The organism is Streptomyces caelestis, from assembly GCF_001279005.1.
Taxonomy (GTDB): domain Bacteria; phylum Actinomycetota; class Actinomycetes; order Streptomycetales; family Streptomycetaceae; genus Streptomyces; species Streptomyces heliomycini.
This window is the reverse complement of record NZ_LGCN01000251.1, coordinates 36,702-52,136: the sequence shown is the minus strand read 5'-3', so window position 1 is coordinate 52,136 and position 15,435 is coordinate 36,702. Positions and strand designations below refer to the sequence as shown.

At 73.6% G+C, this 15,435-nt stretch carries 16 protein-coding genes, 1 pseudogene and 1 riboswitch; of the genes and pseudogenes, 9 read left to right on the top strand and 8 right to left on the bottom strand.

The annotated features are described in order from the left end of the window. Window positions 1–280: 280 nt before the first annotated feature. The 3 genes and pseudogenes from ADK41_RS34280 to ADK41_RS34270 all read left to right on the top strand — a co-directional run. A pseudogene (locus ADK41_RS34280) lies at window positions 281–769 on the top strand (YhgE/Pip family protein); the annotation flags it as partial. Between the two features lie 47 nt (window positions 770–816). Beyond that, a complete protein-coding gene (locus ADK41_RS34275; RefSeq protein ID WP_030820569.1) occupies window positions 817–1,446 on the top strand; it encodes a TetR/AcrR family transcriptional regulator in 630 nt (209 codons plus the stop codon). 419 nt (window positions 1,447–1,865) lie between these two features. After that, window positions 1,866–3,362, top strand: a complete 1,497-nt coding sequence (locus ADK41_RS34270; RefSeq protein WP_030820568.1) for a phytoene desaturase family protein — start codon at window positions 1,866–1,868, stop codon at window positions 3,360–3,362. 6 nt (window positions 3,363–3,368) lie between these two features. Here the strand turns inward: ADK41_RS34270 and ADK41_RS34265 are convergent, their stop codons facing one another. From ADK41_RS34265 to ADK41_RS34240, 6 genes are all read right to left on the bottom strand, one after another. Further along, window positions 3,369–4,319, bottom strand: a complete 951-nt coding sequence (locus tag ADK41_RS34265) for a hypothetical protein (protein WP_030820567.1) — start codon at window positions 4,317–4,319, stop codon at window positions 3,369–3,371. 56 nt (window positions 4,320–4,375) lie between these two features. Next, window positions 4,376–5,299: a methylenetetrahydrofolate reductase [NAD(P)H] gene (gene metF, locus ADK41_RS34260; protein ID WP_030820565.1), complete on the bottom strand. Its 924-nt coding sequence runs from the start codon at window positions 5,297–5,299 to the stop codon at window positions 4,376–4,378. Between the two features lie 107 nt (window positions 5,300–5,406). Beyond that, on the bottom strand, window positions 5,407–6,072 hold the full coding sequence (thiE, locus tag ADK41_RS34255) for a thiamine phosphate synthase (protein WP_030820564.1): 666 nt from the start codon (window positions 6,070–6,072) through the stop codon (window positions 5,407–5,409). Window positions 6,073–6,215: 143 nt separating this feature from the next. Then, window positions 6,216–6,581: an Rv2175c family DNA-binding protein gene (locus ADK41_RS34250; RefSeq protein ID WP_030820563.1), complete on the bottom strand. Its 366-nt coding sequence runs from the start codon at window positions 6,579–6,581 to the stop codon at window positions 6,216–6,218. Window positions 6,582–6,658: 77 nt separating this feature from the next. Next, entirely contained in the window at window positions 6,659–7,900 is a 1,242-nt protein-coding gene (locus ADK41_RS34245; protein ID WP_030820562.1) for an NAD(P)/FAD-dependent oxidoreductase, read from the bottom strand. 28 nt (window positions 7,901–7,928) lie between these two features. Continuing rightward, on the bottom strand, window positions 7,929–8,324 hold the full coding sequence (locus ADK41_RS34240) for a hypothetical protein (protein ID WP_078661815.1): 396 nt from the start codon (window positions 8,322–8,324) through the stop codon (window positions 7,929–7,931). Window positions 8,325–8,366: 42 nt separating this feature from the next. Next, a riboswitch (TPP riboswitch) is annotated at window positions 8,367–8,478 on the top strand. On the opposite strand from ADK41_RS34240, the gene thiO reads away from it, so the two are divergent. From thiO to ADK41_RS34215, 5 genes are all read left to right on the top strand, one after another. Continuing rightward, on the top strand, window positions 8,476–9,642 hold the full coding sequence (thiO, locus tag ADK41_RS34235; RefSeq protein WP_030820557.1) for a glycine oxidase ThiO: 1,167 nt from the start codon (window positions 8,476–8,478) through the stop codon (window positions 9,640–9,642). Its footprint overlaps the riboswitch before it by 3 nt. Then, on the top strand, window positions 9,639–9,839 hold the full coding sequence (gene thiS, locus ADK41_RS34230; protein ID WP_030820555.1) for a sulfur carrier protein ThiS: 201 nt from the start codon (window positions 9,639–9,641) through the stop codon (window positions 9,837–9,839). The genes thiO and thiS overlap by 4 nt, the downstream gene beginning before the upstream one ends. 2 nt (window positions 9,840–9,841) lie before the next feature. Beyond that, the gene (locus tag ADK41_RS34225) at window positions 9,842–10,636 is read left to right on the top strand and encodes a thiazole synthase (RefSeq protein WP_030820553.1); all 795 of its coding nucleotides are present in this window, start codon (window positions 9,842–9,844) and stop codon (window positions 10,634–10,636) included. 289 nt (window positions 10,637–10,925) lie between these two features. After that, window positions 10,926–12,851, top strand: a complete 1,926-nt coding sequence (pknB, locus tag ADK41_RS34220) for a Stk1 family PASTA domain-containing Ser/Thr kinase (RefSeq protein WP_030820551.1) — start codon at window positions 10,926–10,928, stop codon at window positions 12,849–12,851. 34 nt (window positions 12,852–12,885) lie between these two features. Then, on the top strand, window positions 12,886–13,764 hold the full coding sequence (locus ADK41_RS34215) for a deoxyribonuclease IV (protein WP_030820548.1): 879 nt from the start codon (window positions 12,886–12,888) through the stop codon (window positions 13,762–13,764). 13 nt (window positions 13,765–13,777) lie between these two features. Here the strand turns inward: ADK41_RS34215 and ADK41_RS34210 are convergent, their stop codons facing one another. Then, window positions 13,778–14,425, bottom strand: a complete 648-nt coding sequence (locus tag ADK41_RS34210; protein ID WP_030820547.1) for a sulfite oxidase-like oxidoreductase — start codon at window positions 14,423–14,425, stop codon at window positions 13,778–13,780. Between the two features lie 184 nt (window positions 14,426–14,609). Here ADK41_RS34210 and bfr point away from each other — a divergent pair, with 184 nt between their 5' ends. Then, entirely contained in the window at window positions 14,610–15,128 is a 519-nt protein-coding gene (gene bfr, locus ADK41_RS34205) for a bacterioferritin (protein ID WP_030820546.1), read from the top strand. 20 nt (window positions 15,129–15,148) lie between these two features. Here bfr and ADK41_RS34200 read toward each other — a convergent pair whose 3' ends face one another. Beyond that, the gene (locus ADK41_RS34200; RefSeq protein ID WP_234318601.1) at window positions 15,149–15,385 is read right to left on the bottom strand and encodes a (2Fe-2S)-binding protein; all 237 of its coding nucleotides are present in this window, start codon (window positions 15,383–15,385) and stop codon (window positions 15,149–15,151) included. Window positions 15,386–15,435: the final 50 nt, after the last annotated feature.

Genomic DNA, 15,435 nt, shown 5'->3' with positions numbered 1-15,435 from the left:
GGTGCCGTATGTACACATCGTGAGGTATGGCACTGACAATCCGTTCCGACCTGGGCCTTTGCTCCGCTCGATCGTTCGCGTCAGTTTCTGTACTGACCAGTCAGTTCAAAAATAGGGGGAAGCGGTGGACGGTCCGCTCGGACTCGCCGTCATGGCCCGCGACTTCGGCCTGAAGGGGCCGCGGGGGTGGGCCTTCCGCGGGATCTCGGCCGACGCGGAGCCCGGCTCGCTGATCGCGGTGGAGGGGCCGTCCGGGTCGGGCCGCACCCGCCTGCTGCTCGCGTCGATGAGCCGGCGCGCGCTCGCGGCGGGCGCCTCCGCCCGGCGGATCGCGCTGGCGGGCTGGCTGCCGGTGGTGGCGATCGGGGTGCCGCAGACGCTGGCGCTGATGTCGGTGCTGCACTGGGCGCTCGGGCTGCAGATGGCGCGGGCGGCCGGGACGGTGGGCTTCCTGTGCCTGGTGACGGCGTGCTTCGCGGCGATCGTGCAGTGGCTGAACGCGCGCTTCGGCGCGGCCGGCCGGATCCTCGTCCTCGCGCTGCTGATGCTCCAGCTGACCTCGGCGGGCGGTACGTACCCCGTGCAGACCGGCCCCGGCTTCCTCAACGCGCTGCGGCGGCTCATCACGGGCGGCGGCCTCGGACCGGTGTGGCAGGCGTGCGCCGTGCTGGCGGCCTTCACCGCGGGCGCCCTCGCGCTCACCGCGCTGTCGGCCCGCCGCCGCCAGGTGTGGACGGTGGACCGGCTGCACCCCGAGCTGAGTCCGTGAGCCGCCCCGTGAACGGACGGACCGGCGTTCCTGTGACAATCAGGGCCATGGAACGCAGCAGCACCACGCCGGGCGGCAGTGCCCGCCGCGAGGCCACCCGGCAGAAGCTCTACGAGGCGGCCGTCACCCTCATCGCCGAACAAGGCTTCTCCGCCACCACCGTGGACGAGATCGCCGAGCGGGCGGGAGTCGCGAAGGGCACGGTCTACTACAACTTCGCGAGCAAGTCGGTCCTCTTCGAGGAGTTGCTGCGGCACGGGGTCGGTCTGCTGACCGCCTCACTGCGGGAGGCGGCCGAGCGGACGGCCGGGGAGGGCGGCGGCAAGGTCGACGCCCTGGACGCGATGGTCCGCGCGGGGCTCGTCTTCATCGACCGCTACCCGGCCTTCACCCAGCTGTACGTGGCCGAGCTGTGGCGCACCAACCGGGCCTGGCAGTCCACGCTGATGGTGGTGCGGCAGCAGGCGGTGGCGGTGGTCGAGGGCGTGCTGCGCGAGGGCGTGGCGAACGGCGAGTTCAGCGAGGAGATCGACGTCCCGCTGACGGCGGCGGCGCTGGTCGGCATGGTGCTGGTGGCCGCGCTGGACTGGAAGTCCTTCCAGCCGGAGCGCTCCCTGGACGACGTGCACTCCGCCCTGTCGCGGCTGCTGCAGGGACGGGTCAGCGGCCGCCGCTGAGCCCCGGACGGACGAAGGCGCCGCCCCGACGGTGGCCGCGTCCCCCGCGGGCCACCGTCGGACCGGCGCCTTCCCCGCTCCCCCGTACGTCCCCCCGTGGAACCCCCGTGCGGTCGTCCCCCGGGTTCCCCCGTGCCTCGCTCCCACCGGCGGCGCCGGCGGAAGGAGCGGATCGCGGGCCCGTACCGTTCCGGCGCCCCGTGTCGCCGGTTCCGGGGCCGGGCCCCTCTCCGTGGCCTCCACTCTCCCGTCCCCACGGGCCGGCTCCCATCCGCGCGCGTACTCAAATCGGCGGCTGGGTACCGGTACTCAGGGCCGCGCACGCGTGCCCACACCCCGGTGCCGCCGCCCGGGGCACGGGTACGCGGGAACGGGTACGCGGGAACGGGCTGCCGACGGCGGCGGATAAAGTCCCTGGCATGGCACGGATTGCGGTGATCGGCGCCGGGATGGGCGCGATGGCGGCCGCCGCCCGGCTGGCCGTCGCGGGCCACCGGGTGGCGGTGTACGAGCGGACGGAGACGTACGGCGGCGCGCTGCGCCGTCTCGAGCGGGACGGGTTCGCCTTCGACACCGGTCCCGGGCTGCTCCCGCTGCCGGCGGTCTACCGGGACCTGTTCGTGAAGACCGGCAAGGAGCCGCTGGAGGCGTGTGTCGAGCTGGTCCAGGTCGACCCGTCGTCGCACCACGTGTTCGCGGACGGCACGCGCGTGTCGCTGCCGAACGCCTCCCGCGCGGGCGTCGTCTCCGCGCTGGAGGAGAACCTCGGGGCGGACGCGGCCCGGCGCTGGGGGGACTTCCTGGTGCGGGCGCGGGAGGCCTGGGACCGGTCGCGCCGGCCGCTGCTGGAGGAGCCGCTGTGGCCCGACTGGCAGGTCCTGGCCGAGCGCGAGCCGTACCCGGCGGTCCCCCGCAGGAAGTTCCTGCGCACGCGTACGGCGGGCACGCTCGCGGAGGTCGGCGCGTGGGAGCTGCGCGACCCCCGGCTGATCGCGCTGCTGGAGGGCCACGCGCTGGCGTACGGCCTCGATCCCCGCGCCACCCCGGCGAGCGCGGCGGTGCTGCCGTACATGGAGCACGCCTTCGGCATGTGGTACGTGCGGGGCGGTCTGCGGGAGCTGGCGCGGGCGGTGTACGAGCGGTGCGTGGCCCGCCGGGTGGAGTTCCACTTCGGCGCGGAGGTGGCCGGGGTGGTGGAGGAGGACGGCCGGGCGGCGGGGCTGGAACTCGCCGGCGGCTCGTCGGTGGGGGCGGACTTCGTGGTCGCCGGGGTGGCTCCCGGGGTGCTGGACCGGCTGAGCCGGGGGACGCGGGTGCGCGGTGACGGCGAGGTCCCGGACCGACGGGGGACGGCGAGCCGGGTGACGGTGGCGCTGGCGCTGCGGGGCGGGCGTCCGGAGGGGACCCCGCACCGTACGGTCGTGCACACGGAGGACCGGGAGGCCGAACTGGATTCGTTGTCCGGTGCGTCCGGGGGCCTGCCCGCGCGGCCCACGGTCACGGTGCTGCGGCCGGACGACCCTGCGCTGGTGCCGGACTCCGGCCACGAGGCGGTCACGGTGACGTCGGTGGTGCCCGCCGGGGCCGAGGGGGACCGGGAGGCGTACGCCGGGAAGCTGATCGCCGTCGCCGAGCGCGCGGTGCCCGGCCTGCGCGACCGGTTGCTGTGGCACGAGGTGCGCACCCCGGCCGACGTCGCCGGGGAGACCGGCGCGGAGGGCGGCGCGGTGCCGGCGCCGGCGCTGGCCGCGGCGGGCGGGCGGCTGCTGCACCCGGCCAACACCACCGGTCTGACGGGGCTGTTCACGGCCGGGGGCTGGTCCCACCCCGGCGGCGGGCTCCCGCACGCCGGGATGTCGGGGGCGCTGGTGGCCGGACTGATCGTGGAGGGACCGGAGTTCCGCGGGTCGCGGTGAGCGGGCTCAGTAGCGGTACTGCTCGTCGTAGCCGGTGCCGCCGCCGTGCGTCTGCCCGTCGCCCTGGTACGGGTACTGCGGCTGCTCGGGCGGGAGTTCACCGCCGTACGCGTCGTCGGTGCTGCGCTGCTGCGGGACCCACAGGCCGCCGGCCGGGGTCTCGCCGCCGTGGCCCTGCTGGGCGTACGGGTCCTGGCCGTAGCCCTGCTGGGGGTACTGCTGCGGGTCGGCGTAGCCGGTGTCGTACGAGGTGTTCCCGTAGGTCGGGTTGCCGATGTACGGGTCGGAGTAGGCCGCGTACTGCTGCTGGCCCGTGGTGTCGTAGCCCTGCTGCTGGCCGTAACCGGAGTAGTCGTAGGCGTGGTTCGGGTCGGTGCCCTGGGCGGCCGTCGCGTACTGGTCCTGGGACGGGGCCGCGTACCCGGTGTCGCCGTAGACGCCGTAGGAGCCGGTGTCGTCGGGCATGGGCTGCGGCTCGTAGACGGCGGTGGTCTCGGCCGCCGCCTGCGGGCCGGAACGGGCGGCGGCGGGGGTGAACACGTCGTCGCGGTCGTAGTCGTCGTCCGTGTACCGGTCGGCCCGGTCGCGGCGGTCGTCGCCCTCGTCGCCGTGACCGGCGCCGGACGCCTCCGGGTCGGAGACCTCCAGGGTCGGCTCCTGGCGTCCGCGGTCGCCGCGGCGGCCCTTGGCGGCGGCCAGCAGCGGCGCGTTGACCGCCCAGCCGGCCGCGAAGCCGCGGCGGAAGGACAGCGTCACGTAGGTCTGGCCGACCGCGAAGGCGGCGGCGCCCAGCCCGATGACGATCACGGACGGGATCAGCACGCCGAGCACGACCCCGAGGAAGCCGGTGAAGGCGAGCAGCCGCCAGCGCAGGCGCGCCTTGTACTGCAGCAGCACCTCACCGAGCAACCACAGCGCGACGACGCCGAACGCGATGTAGAGGACCGCCCAGCCCATGTACGCCCCTCTCCCAGTGGCCGCTACTCAGTGTGTCGTATATCAGTGCGACCGGTCTAGGCCCGCGGTGGGTGGTGCAGGCCCAGGTTCTCGTAGATTTCCAGGGTCGCCGTGGAGTTGTTGAGCGTGATGAAGTGCAGTCCGGGCACTCCCTCGGCCAGCAGCCGGGCACAGAACTCCGTGGCGAACTCGATACCGATGGAGCGTACCGCCGACGGATCGCCCTTCGCTGCGAGGATCCGCTCTTTGAGGGCCTCCGGGAACACGGCGTTACTGAGCTTTGGCAACCTCTCCAGCATCTTCACGCTGGTCACCGGCATGACCTCGGGGATCACCGGGGTCGCGCAGCCCGCCGCGTGGACTCGGTCACGCAGCCGCAGGTAGGACTCGGGCTGGAAGAACATCTGGGTGATCGCGTAGTCGGCGCCGGACCGGCACTTGTCGACGAAGCGGGCGACGTCGGTGTCCCAGTCGGCCGAACGCGGGTGCATCTCCGGGAAGGCGGCGACGCCGACGCAGAAGTCGCCCGACTCCTTGATGAGCCGGACGAGTTCGGCGGCGTAGGTCAGCCCCCGCGGGTGCGGCACCCAGTCGCCCATCGGGTCGCCGGGCGGATCGCCGCGCACGGCGAGCATGTTGCGGATCCCGGCGTCGGCGTACTGGCCGATGATGTTGCGCAGCTCGGCGACGGAGTGGTCGACCGCGGTGAGGTGGGCGACCGGGGTGAGGGTGGTGTCGGCGACGATCTGCTGGGTCTCCTTGACCGTGCCGGCGCGCGTGGAGCCGCCCGCGCCGTAGGTCACGGAGACGAAGTCCGGCGCGACCGCCTCGACCCTGCGCAGCGCGCTCCACAGGTTCCGCTCGCCCTTGGGGGTCTTCGGTGCCGAGAACTCGAACGAGAACGTCGTCTTGCCGGTGGCGAGCATGTCACGCACGGTGCGCGCGCGATCAGTCCTGGTGGATGCGGTTCCGAGGGCCATACCGGCAGGTTAGCCAGGGGCGGGCGGTCCCCCAACCGGATCGGTGATATTTGTCTGGAATGCCGACTTGTTGTCCACCCCTTGGACACACCTGAGACGGGCGGGGGTCATCCGGCGTCCGAGGGCGCCGCCCGCCGCAGCCGCTTCGCGAACTCGGCCGCCGCCGCGCCCGGGTCGTCCGCCTCGGTGAGGGCCCGTACGACGACGACCCGGCGGGCGCCGGCGTCCAGCACCTCGTCGAGGTTGCCGAGGTCGATGCCGCCGATGGCGAACCAGGGGCGGTCGGTGCCGAGGGCGGCCGTGTGACGGACCAGGTCGAGGCCGGGCGCGCGGCGGCCGGGCTTGGTGGGGGTGGGCCAGCAGGGGCCGGTGCAGAAGTAGTCCACGCCGGGCTGGACGGCCGCCGCGGCGGCCTCGGACTCGGCGTGCGTGGAGCGGCCGATCAGGACGTCGTCGCCGAGGATCGCGCGGGCGGCGGGGACGGGCAGGTCGCCCTGGCCGAGGTGGAGGACGTCGGCGCCGGCGGCGTGGGCGACGTCCGCGCGGTCGTTGACCGCGAGCAGCTTGCCGTGCCGGGCGCAGGCGTCGGCGAGGACCGCCAGGTGCTCCAGCTCCTCGCCGGCCTCCATGCCCTTGTCCCGCAGCTGCACGATGTCGACCCCGCCGGCCAGGACCGTGTCCAGGAACTCCGGGAGGTCGCCCTGGCGCGTGCGGGCGTCGGTGCACAGGTAGAGCAGGGCGCCGGCGAGCCGGGCGCGAGCGGTGGCGGTCATGCGAGGGTCCCCCCGGGATGTCGGCGGCGTACGGACCCGGCGGGCCCGCCGCAGGGGACCCTATGCCGCCGGCACGGGTGTCCCCGGGCCGGGGCCCGCGCCCCGGCCGGTGGTGTTCGGGTGGGTGGACGGTCGGGTCCGGATCAGACCGCGAGTGCCTGGGCCCGGCGCTTCACCTCCGTGCCGCGGTTCTCGCTGAGTGCCTGCGCGGGCGTGCCCGGCAGGGTGGGGTCGGGGGTGAAGAGCCATTCCAGCATCTCTTCGACCGTGAAGCCGTCGTCCCGCAGGAGCGTCAGGGTCCCGGTCAGTCCCTTGACGACCTTGTCCCCGTCGATGAAGGCGGCGGGCACGTGCAGCGCGCGGTTCTCCCCCCGGCGCACGGCGATGAGCTGGCCCTCCTTGACCAGCTGCCGGACGCGCGTCACCTCGACACCGAACATCTCGGCGATGTCGGGGAGGGTGAGCCAGGCGGGGACGAGAGCATCGATCTTTGCGTCAATCTCGGTCACGGGACAAGCGTGCCATCTGCCGCTGACAGTCGGAAGTCAGCCCCGCCCGCCCGGGCGGACGCGCCGGACCGGGAGCGTCACGCCGTCGCCGACTTCAGGGGCCGCGCCGGGTCCGCCAGCAGCTCCGCGTCCATCGCCGTGCCCGCCTCGATCAGCCTGCGCCCCTGCGCCAGGTCCCGGGGCCGCCCCACCGCGAGCAGCGCGACCGGGCGGGACCCCCGCAGCCAGCAGACGCTCCACGCGGCCTCGGCGGGGTCCCCGCGCCACACCATCCGGTCGGCGTCCGCGTGGTGCCCCGCGTACTGCACGAAGCGCCCGAACTGCTCGGACCAGAAGTACGGCACCGGGTCGTAGACCGCCGGCCTGCGGCCGGCGGACGCGCCGAGGATGTTCTCGGCGACCGTGCGCGGCCCCTGGAGGGCGTTGTCCCAGTGGTGGACCAGCAGACGCTCGCCGTAGCGCCCGGACGGGAAGGAGGCGCAGTCGCCGACCGCGTACACGTCCGGCAGGGAGGTCGCCAGACGACGGTCGGCGACCACCTCCCCGTGCGCCCCGAGCTCGATCCCGGAGCCCGCCAGCCAGGCCGTGGCGGGCCGGGCCCCGATGCCGACGACCACGGCGCCCGCGGGCAGCCTCGTGCCGTCGTCCAGGACCACGGCGCCGGGCTCGACGCGCTCCACGCGCGTGCGCGTGCGCAACGTGACGCCCGCCTCGGCGTACCAGGCCGCCATCGGGGCGGCCACCTCGGCGGGCAGCACCCCGACGAGCGGCCGCTCCTCGGCCTCCACCACGGTGACCGCGCAGCCCGCCTCGCGGGCCGCCGTGGCGAACTCCGCACCGATCCAGCCGGCGCCGACCACCACGATGTCGTGCCGCCGCGCGAGCACCGGCCGCAGCCGCGCGGCGTCGTCCAGGGTGCGCAGCAGGTGGACGCCGGGGACGCCCTCCGCGCCCGGCAGCCGGACCGGTTCCGCACCGGTGGCGACCACCAGGACGTCGTACGGGACGGGCCCGGCCTCCGTGTCCAGTTCGTGGTCGGCGGGGCGCAGACCGAGCGCCTCGCAGCCGAGCCGCAGTTCGACGCCGGCGTCCTCGAAGTCGACGTCGAAGGCGGAGTCCTCGGCCTTGCCGAGCAGCACCGCCTTGGACAACGGCGGCCTGTCGTACGGCTGGTGGGGTTCCGCGCCGATCAGGGTCACGGTGCCGGTGAAGCCCTGCTCCCGCAGGGCGAGGGCGGTCTGCACGCCGGCCATGCCCGCGCCCGCCACCACCACCCGCCGCGGCTCGGACCGTCCCGGTCCCTGCGTCTGCTCGCTCACCCGATCACCTTAGACACCCGGCCCGGCGTCACCGGTCGAGCTGCTCCACCACGCTCGTCCCGCTGCCCGGCTGCGACTCCCACTCCCAGCTCTCCTCCAGCCGCACCCGTCCGTCGGGCAGCTCCACGACCGTCGACACGCAGTGCCCCGAGGAGGTGGTGCCGTCCCGCTTCAGCTGCACGTACCGGAAGTCCAGCCGGTCCCCCGCGCGGGTGCCCACCAGGTGCCCGCGCACGACGTCGCCGCCCTCGTACTCGGCCCAGATCTCGCCGCCCTGCTCGTGGTAGACGAAGCGGGTGCGGGTGCCGACCTGGCCGGGGGCCTGGTCGGCCACGGGGGCGAGGACGAGTCCGTCGAGCGATCTACGGGGCGGGGCGGAGCCCCTCGGTTGAGGGTGGTGGCGGGTGACGGGAGGGCGGGGCACGGTGGGGCTCCCTTACAAGTGCGTTGCTAGGGTGGCCAACGTACAAGCACACGCGGGAGCCCGGACGCACCGGGCTGAGAGGGAGGCTGGCGGCCTCCGACCGTACGAACCTGATCCGGGTCATGCCGGCGAAGGGAGAGGCTGGACGCCCATGTCGCCCACGCGCACCTCGGACGTCCTCGTCGTCGGGGGCGGGATCATCGGACTGGTGACGGCCTGGCGGGCCGCGCAGCGCGGTCTCGGCACGGCCGTGGTGGACCCCGAGCCGGGCGGCGGCGCCGCGCGGGTGGCCGCCGGGATGCTGGCCGCCGTCACGGAACTGCACTACGGCGAGGAGACCCTGCTCGGTCTGAACCTCGCCTCCGCGCGGCGCTATCCCGGCTTCGCGGCCGAGCTGACCGAGCTGACCGGCCACGACCTCGGCTACCGCGCGTGCGGCACGCTCGCCGTGGCGCTGGACGCCGACGACCGCGCCCACCTGCGGGAACTGCACGCCCTGCAGCAGCGGTCGGGGCTGGACTCGCAGTGGCTGTCCGGGCGGGAGTGCCGGCGCCTGGAGCCGATGCTCGCGCCGGGCGTGCGCGGCGGCCTGCGGGTGGACGGCGACCACCAGATCGACCCGCGGCGGCTGGCGGCCGCGCTGCTCACCGCCTGTGAGCGCGCGGGCGTGACCGTCCACCGTGCGCGGGCCGAGCGGCTCGTCGTCGCGGGAGGCCGCGCGACGGGCGTCGTCACGGCCGACGGCGCCGAACTCGGCGCCGGACAGGTGGTGCTCGCCGCGGGCAGCCTCAGCGGGCGGCTCGCGGGCGTCCCGGCGGACGTGCTGCCGCCCGTGCGTCCCGTGAAGGGGCAGGTGGTACGGCTGACGATGCCGGCGCGGCACGGCCCCTTCCTGAGCCGGACCGTGCGGGCCGTGGTGCGCGGCAGCCACGTCTACCTGGTGCCGCGCGAGAACGGCGAGCTGGTGATCGGGGCGACCAGCGAGGAGATGGGCTGGGACACCACCGTGACCGCGGGCGGCGTGTACGAGCTGCTGCGCGACGCCCACGAGCTGGTCCCCGGCATCACCGAGCTGCCGCTGACCGAGACCCTGGCCGGACTGCGCCCCGGTTCCCCCGACAACGCGCCGCTGCTCGGCCCGACGGAGCTCGAAGGACTGCTGCTCGCCACCGGCCACCACCGCAACGGCGTCCTGCTGACGCCGGTCACCGGCGACGCCATGGCGGAGGTCCTGACCACCGGCGTCCTGCCGGAGGTCGCCCGCCCCTTCACCCCGCGGCGCTTCGGCGCCGCCGTCCGCACGGAGCAGCCCGCATGAACATCTCGGTCAACGGGGAGCGCCGGGAGTTCGCGCCCGGCACGGCTCTCGACCTCGTCGTGAAGTCGCTCACCGAGGCGCCCTCGGGGGTGGCCGCCGCCCTCAACGAAACCGTCGTCCCGCGCGCGCAGTGGCCCGTCACGCCCCTCGGCGAGGGTGACCGCGTGGAAGTCCTGACCGCCGTCCAGGGAGGCTGACCATGGCCGACGATCCGTTCCTCCTCGGCGGTACGTCCTTCACGTCCCGTCTGATCATGGGCACCGGCGGGGCGCCGAGCCTCGATGTGCTGGAGCGGGCGCTGGTGGCGTCCGGGACGGAGCTGACGACCGTCGCGATGCGGCGGGTGGACCCCTCGGTGCACGGGTCCGTGCTGTCGGTGCTGGAGAAGCTGGGCATCCGGGTGCTGCCGAACACGGCGGGGTGCTTCACCGCCGGGGAGGCCGTGCTCACCGCGCGTCTCGCGCGGGAGGCGCTCGGCACGGACCTGGTCAAGCTGGAGGTCATCGCCGACGAGCGGACGCTGCTGCCGGACCCGATCGAGCTGCTGGACGCGGCGGAGACGCTGGTCGACGACGGGTTCACGGTGCTTCCGTACACGAACGACGATCCGGTGCTGGCGCGGAAGCTGGAGGAGGCCGGGTGTGCGGCGATCATGCCGCTGGGGTCGCCGATCGGGTCGGGGCTGGGGATCCGCAATCCGCACAACTTCGAGTTGATCGTGGAGCGGGCCGGTGTGCCGGTGATCCTGGACGCCGGGGCGGGAACCGCGTCGGACGTGGCGCTGGCGATGGAGCTGGGGTGTGCGGGGGTGATGCTGGCGTCGGCGGTCACCCGGGCGCGGGAGCCGGTGCTGATGGCCTCCGCGATGCGGTGTGCGGTGGAGGCGGGGCGGCTGGCGCGGTCGGCGGGGCGGATTCCCCGGCGGTGGTTCGCCGAGGCGTCGTCTCCTGCGGAGGGCATGGCCGTGCTGGATCCGGAGCGGCCGGCGTTCTGACGGCGCCGGGGCTTCGGGCGGGCGGGGGTGGGGTTCGCCCACCGGCGCTCGCGGGGCGCCCCCTGCTCTCGACTTCGCTCGAGCGGAGGGGCCCCCTCGCCCTGGGGGTGCCTCCCAAGGCCCTTGAGGCACTGGAGGAGGCGCGATTGCCCGCGGTGACGCGGAGCCGGCGCCCGTAGTCGCGCGGCAGGGGTGCCCGCGGTGGCGGTGGCGCGATACACGTCACAGGTCCGCTTCAACGGGGGACGAACGGGGCGGGGGTGTCGGTGGGGGCTCGTAGACTCGCTGCGTGGACACGACCCTTCAGGACCCTCTGGTCGGGCAGGTGCTCGACGGCCGGTATCGCGTCGAGGCGCGGATCGCGGTCGGCGGGATGGCCACGGTCTACCGGGCCGTGGACACCCGCCTGGACCGCGTCCTCGCGCTCAAGGTGATGCACCCCTCCCTCGCGGCCGACGGCTCGTTCGTCGAGCGGTTCATCCGCGAGGCGAAGTCGGTCGCCCGGCTGGCCCACCCGAACGTGGTGCAGGTCTTCGACCAGGGCACCGACGGGGCGTACGTCTACCTGGCCATGGAGTACATCGCCGGCTGCACCCTGCGCGACGTGCTGCGCGAGCGCGGGGCGCTCCAGCCGCGCGCCGCACTGGACATCCTGGAGCCGGTGCTGGCCGCGCTCGGCGCCGCGCACCGGGCCGGGTTCGTGCACCGCGACATGAAGCCCGAGAACGTGCTGATAGGGGACGACGGCCGGGTCAAGGTCGCCGACTTCGGGCTGGTCCGCGCCGTGGACTCGGTGACGAACACCACGGGCACCGTACTGGGCACGGTCTCGTACCTGGCCCCGGAGCAGATCGAGAACGGCACCGCCGACCCGCGTGTGGACGTCTACGCCTGCGGCATCCTGCTGTACGAGATGCTGACCGGCGAGAAGCCGCACGACGGCGACTCCCCCGCGATCGTGCTCTACAAGCACCTGCACGACGACGTGCCGGCCCCGTCGGCCGCCGTGCCCGGCATGGCGTACGAGCTGGACGAGCTGGTCGCGTCGGCGACCGCGCGCAACCCCGAGGTCCGTCCGCACGACGCGGTGGCGCTGCTCGCGCAGGTCCGCGCGGGGCGCGGCCGGCTCACCGACGAGCAGTTCGACGCGGTGCCGCCGCAGGCGCTGGCGCCGGAGCACGACAACGCCGAGGACCGTACGAGCGTCATCCCGCGCTCGCTGACGGTCCCCCGCCCGCTGCCCGTCGACGAGGACGGGGCCGCGGACCCCGTGCACCGCACCAGCCGGTTCCGGTCCCCGGCACCGCTGCCGCCCCGGCGCCGGACGGCGCTGCGGCGCGGGCCGATGGCGATCGTCGTGGCCGTGCTGCTGGTCCTCGGGGCCGGCACGGGCATCTGGTACATCAACTCCGGCCAGTTCACCAAGGTCCCGCCGCTCCTGGGGAAGACCGAGCAGGAGGCCCGGGAGCGGCTGGCGGACGCCGGGCTGGACACCGGCCGGGTGGAGGAGGCGTACAGCGACACCGTGGAGCGGGACACGGTGATCAGCACCGACCCGAAGACGGGCGCCCGCATCCGCGGCGACGACTCGGTGTCGCTGACCCTCTCCAAGGGCCCGCGGACCGTGCGGGTGCCCGACCTCGACGGCTACCCGCTGGACAAGGCGCGGGACCTGCTCGAGGACGACGGCCTGGAGCCGGGCATGGTGACCCGGGAGTTCAGCGGGACCGTGGCCCGGGGCTCGGTGATCTCCACGAAGCCGGGCAAGGGCACCGAGGTCCGCGCGGGCTCCGCCGTGGCGCTGACCGTGAGCAAGGGCAGTCCGGTGGACGTGCCGGACGTGACCGGCGACGACGCGGAGGACGCCCGCGCGGGGCTGGAGGAGGCCGGTCTCGAGGTGAAGATCGCCGCCGAGCGGGTCGACTCCGAGCACGACGCCGGCCGGGTGGCCCGGCAGACCCCGGGCGCGGGACGGCAGGTCGCCGAGGGCGACACCGTGACGCTGACCCTGTCCAAGGGCCCGGAGATGATCGAGGTGCCGGACGTGGTCGGCGACAGCGTGGACGAGGCCAAGGAGAAGCTGAAGGACGCCGGGTTCGACGTGGACGAGGACCGCGGACTGCTCGGACTGTTCGGCGACACCGTCAGAGGGCAGTCCGTGGACGGCGGGGACACCGCGCCCAAGGGCTCGACGATCACCATCGAGATCCGCTGACGGACGGGGCCGGCGCGCGTGGCACCCTTGACGGGTGAAGAGTCACCTGTCCGGCCCCGCCCGCAACCCGGTCGGCGGCCATGTGCCCGTGGCCGGCGGCCTGCACTCCGTCGGCCTGTCCTACGCCCGTGAGCTGGGCGCCGAGACCGTGCAGGTCTTCGTCGCCAATCCGCGCGGCTGGGCCACCCCGGCCGGCAATCCGAAGCAGGACGAGGCGTTTCGCGCGGCCTGTACGGAACGGTCGATCCCGGCGTACGTGCACGCCCCGTATCTGATCAACTTCGGCTCCCACACCGAGGCGACCGTCGAGCGGTCCGTGGAGTCGCTGCGGCACTCGCTGCGGCGCGGCCGGGAGATCGGCGCGCTGGGCGTGGTGGTGCACACCGGCAGTGCGACCGGCGGGCGGGAGCGGCCGGTGGCGCTGAGGCAGGTGCGGGAGCACATGCTGCCGCTGCTCGACGAGCTCACCCATGACGACGACCCGTTCCTGCTGCTGGAGTCGACGGCGGGACAGGGCTCCTCGCTGTGCTCACGAACCTGGGACTTCGGGCCGTACTTCGAGGCGCTGGACGCCCATCCGAAGCTGGGCGTCTGCCTGGACACCTGCCACGTCTTCGCGGCCGGCCACGACCTGACCGGGCCCGACGGGATGCACCGGACGCTGGACCTGCTGGTGGACACGGTGGGCGAGGGCCGACTGAAGCTGATCCACGCCAATGACTCCATGGATGTGGTCGGCGCCCACAAGGACCGGCACGCGAACATTGGCGCGGGACACATCGGCGAGGAACCGTTCCGGGCGCTGATGACGCACCCGGCGACCGAGGGCGTCCCGCTGGTCCTCGAGACGCCCGGCGGCAAGGAGGGGCACGCCGCGGACGTGGAGCGGCTGAAGAAGCTGCGGAGCTCCTGAGACCGTACGGCGGTCAGAGCTCGGGGCCCTCCCCGGGCTCCTCCTGGTAGGAGTAGCGCTGCTCCTTCCAGGGGTCGCCGACGTTGTGGTAGCCGCGCTCCTCCCAGAAGCCCCGGCGGTCGGCGGTCATGTACTCCACGCCGCGCACCCATTTGGGGCCCTTCCAGGCGTACAGGTGGGGGACGATCAGCCGCAGCGGGAAGCCGTGCTCGGCGGTGAGCAGCTCGCCGTCCTTGTGGGTGGCGAAGAGGGCGCGCTCGGAGGTGAAGTCGGCCAGCCGCAGGTTGGAACTGAACCCGTACTCCGCCCAGACCATCACATGGGTGACGTCCGGCGCGGGCGGGGCGATGTCCACCACGGTGCGCGCCGGGATCCCGCCCCACTCGGCGCCGACCATGCTGAACTTGGTGACGCAGTGCAGGTCGGCCTCGACCGTGGTGTACGGCAGGGCCGTGAACTCCTCGTGGTTCCAGCAGTGCTTCTCACCGTCGGCGGTGGCGCCGAAGACCCGGAACTCCCAGCGTTCGGGCCGGAACTTGGGGACCGGTCCGTAGTGCGTGACCGGCCAGCCCTTCTGCAGTCGCTGACCCGGCGGGAGATCGAACCGCGCCGCTCCTCCTGATGCGCGCTCCCCCGATTCGCGTTCCGCCGGCTGACCCATGTCTCCATCCTGACAGACCGGTGGCGATGCCCCTGAACCGGGCCCCTCAGATTCGGTCAAACAGGTACATACACCATCAAGCTCGGACTTACTTACTAAGTGATGACTTACTGGACGATCTTCTCCGCCGGTGCAATCATGCGCTCCAACCCGCCAGTCCCCCCGCGCGGAAGGAGCCCATGCGATGCAGGGCGACCCCGAGGTCATCGAATTCCTGAACGAGCAGCTGACCGCCGAGCTCACGGCGGTCAACCAGTACTTCCTGCACTCGAAGCTGCAGGACCACAAGGGCTGGACGAAACTCGCCGAGTACACGCGCGCCGAGTCCTTCGACGAGATGCGGCACGCCGAGGTGCTCACCGACCGCATCCTGCTGCTCGACGGCCTGCCGAACTACCAGCGACTGTTCCACGTGCGGGTCGGGCAGACCGTGACCGAGATGTTCCAGGCCGACCGGGAGATCGAGCTCGAGGCGATCGACCGGCTGCGCCGCGGGGTGGAGGTCATGCGCACCAAGGGCGACATCACCTCGGCCAACGTCTTCGAGGCGATCCTGGCCGACGAGGAGCACCACATCGACTACCTGGACACCCAGCTGGACCTGATCGAGAAGCTGGGCGAGTCGCTGTATCTGTCGACGGTCGTCGAACAGTCCCAGCCCGATGCATCGGGTCCGGGGACGAGCGGCTTCTCGACGCGCTAGGAGGATCCCGGGAGACGGGACTAGGCGGCTTCCGGGAGCTTCGCCGTGAGCGGCCGCCCGCCCTGGTCGACGAGCTGCCGGCGCGGGCGGGAGCCGCGGCCGAGCAGCGCCTGGATGCGCCGTACGCAGCCGCCGCAGTCGGTGCCGGCCTTGCAGGCGGAGGCGATCTGCCGGGGCGTGCACGCTCCGGCGTCCGCGTGACTCCTCACCTGTTCCTCGGTCACACCGAAGCAACTGCAGACGAACACGCGGTTCACCTCTCGGGAAGGTACGGGGCCGAGCCGTCCCGGCCCTCAGCCGGTAAGGC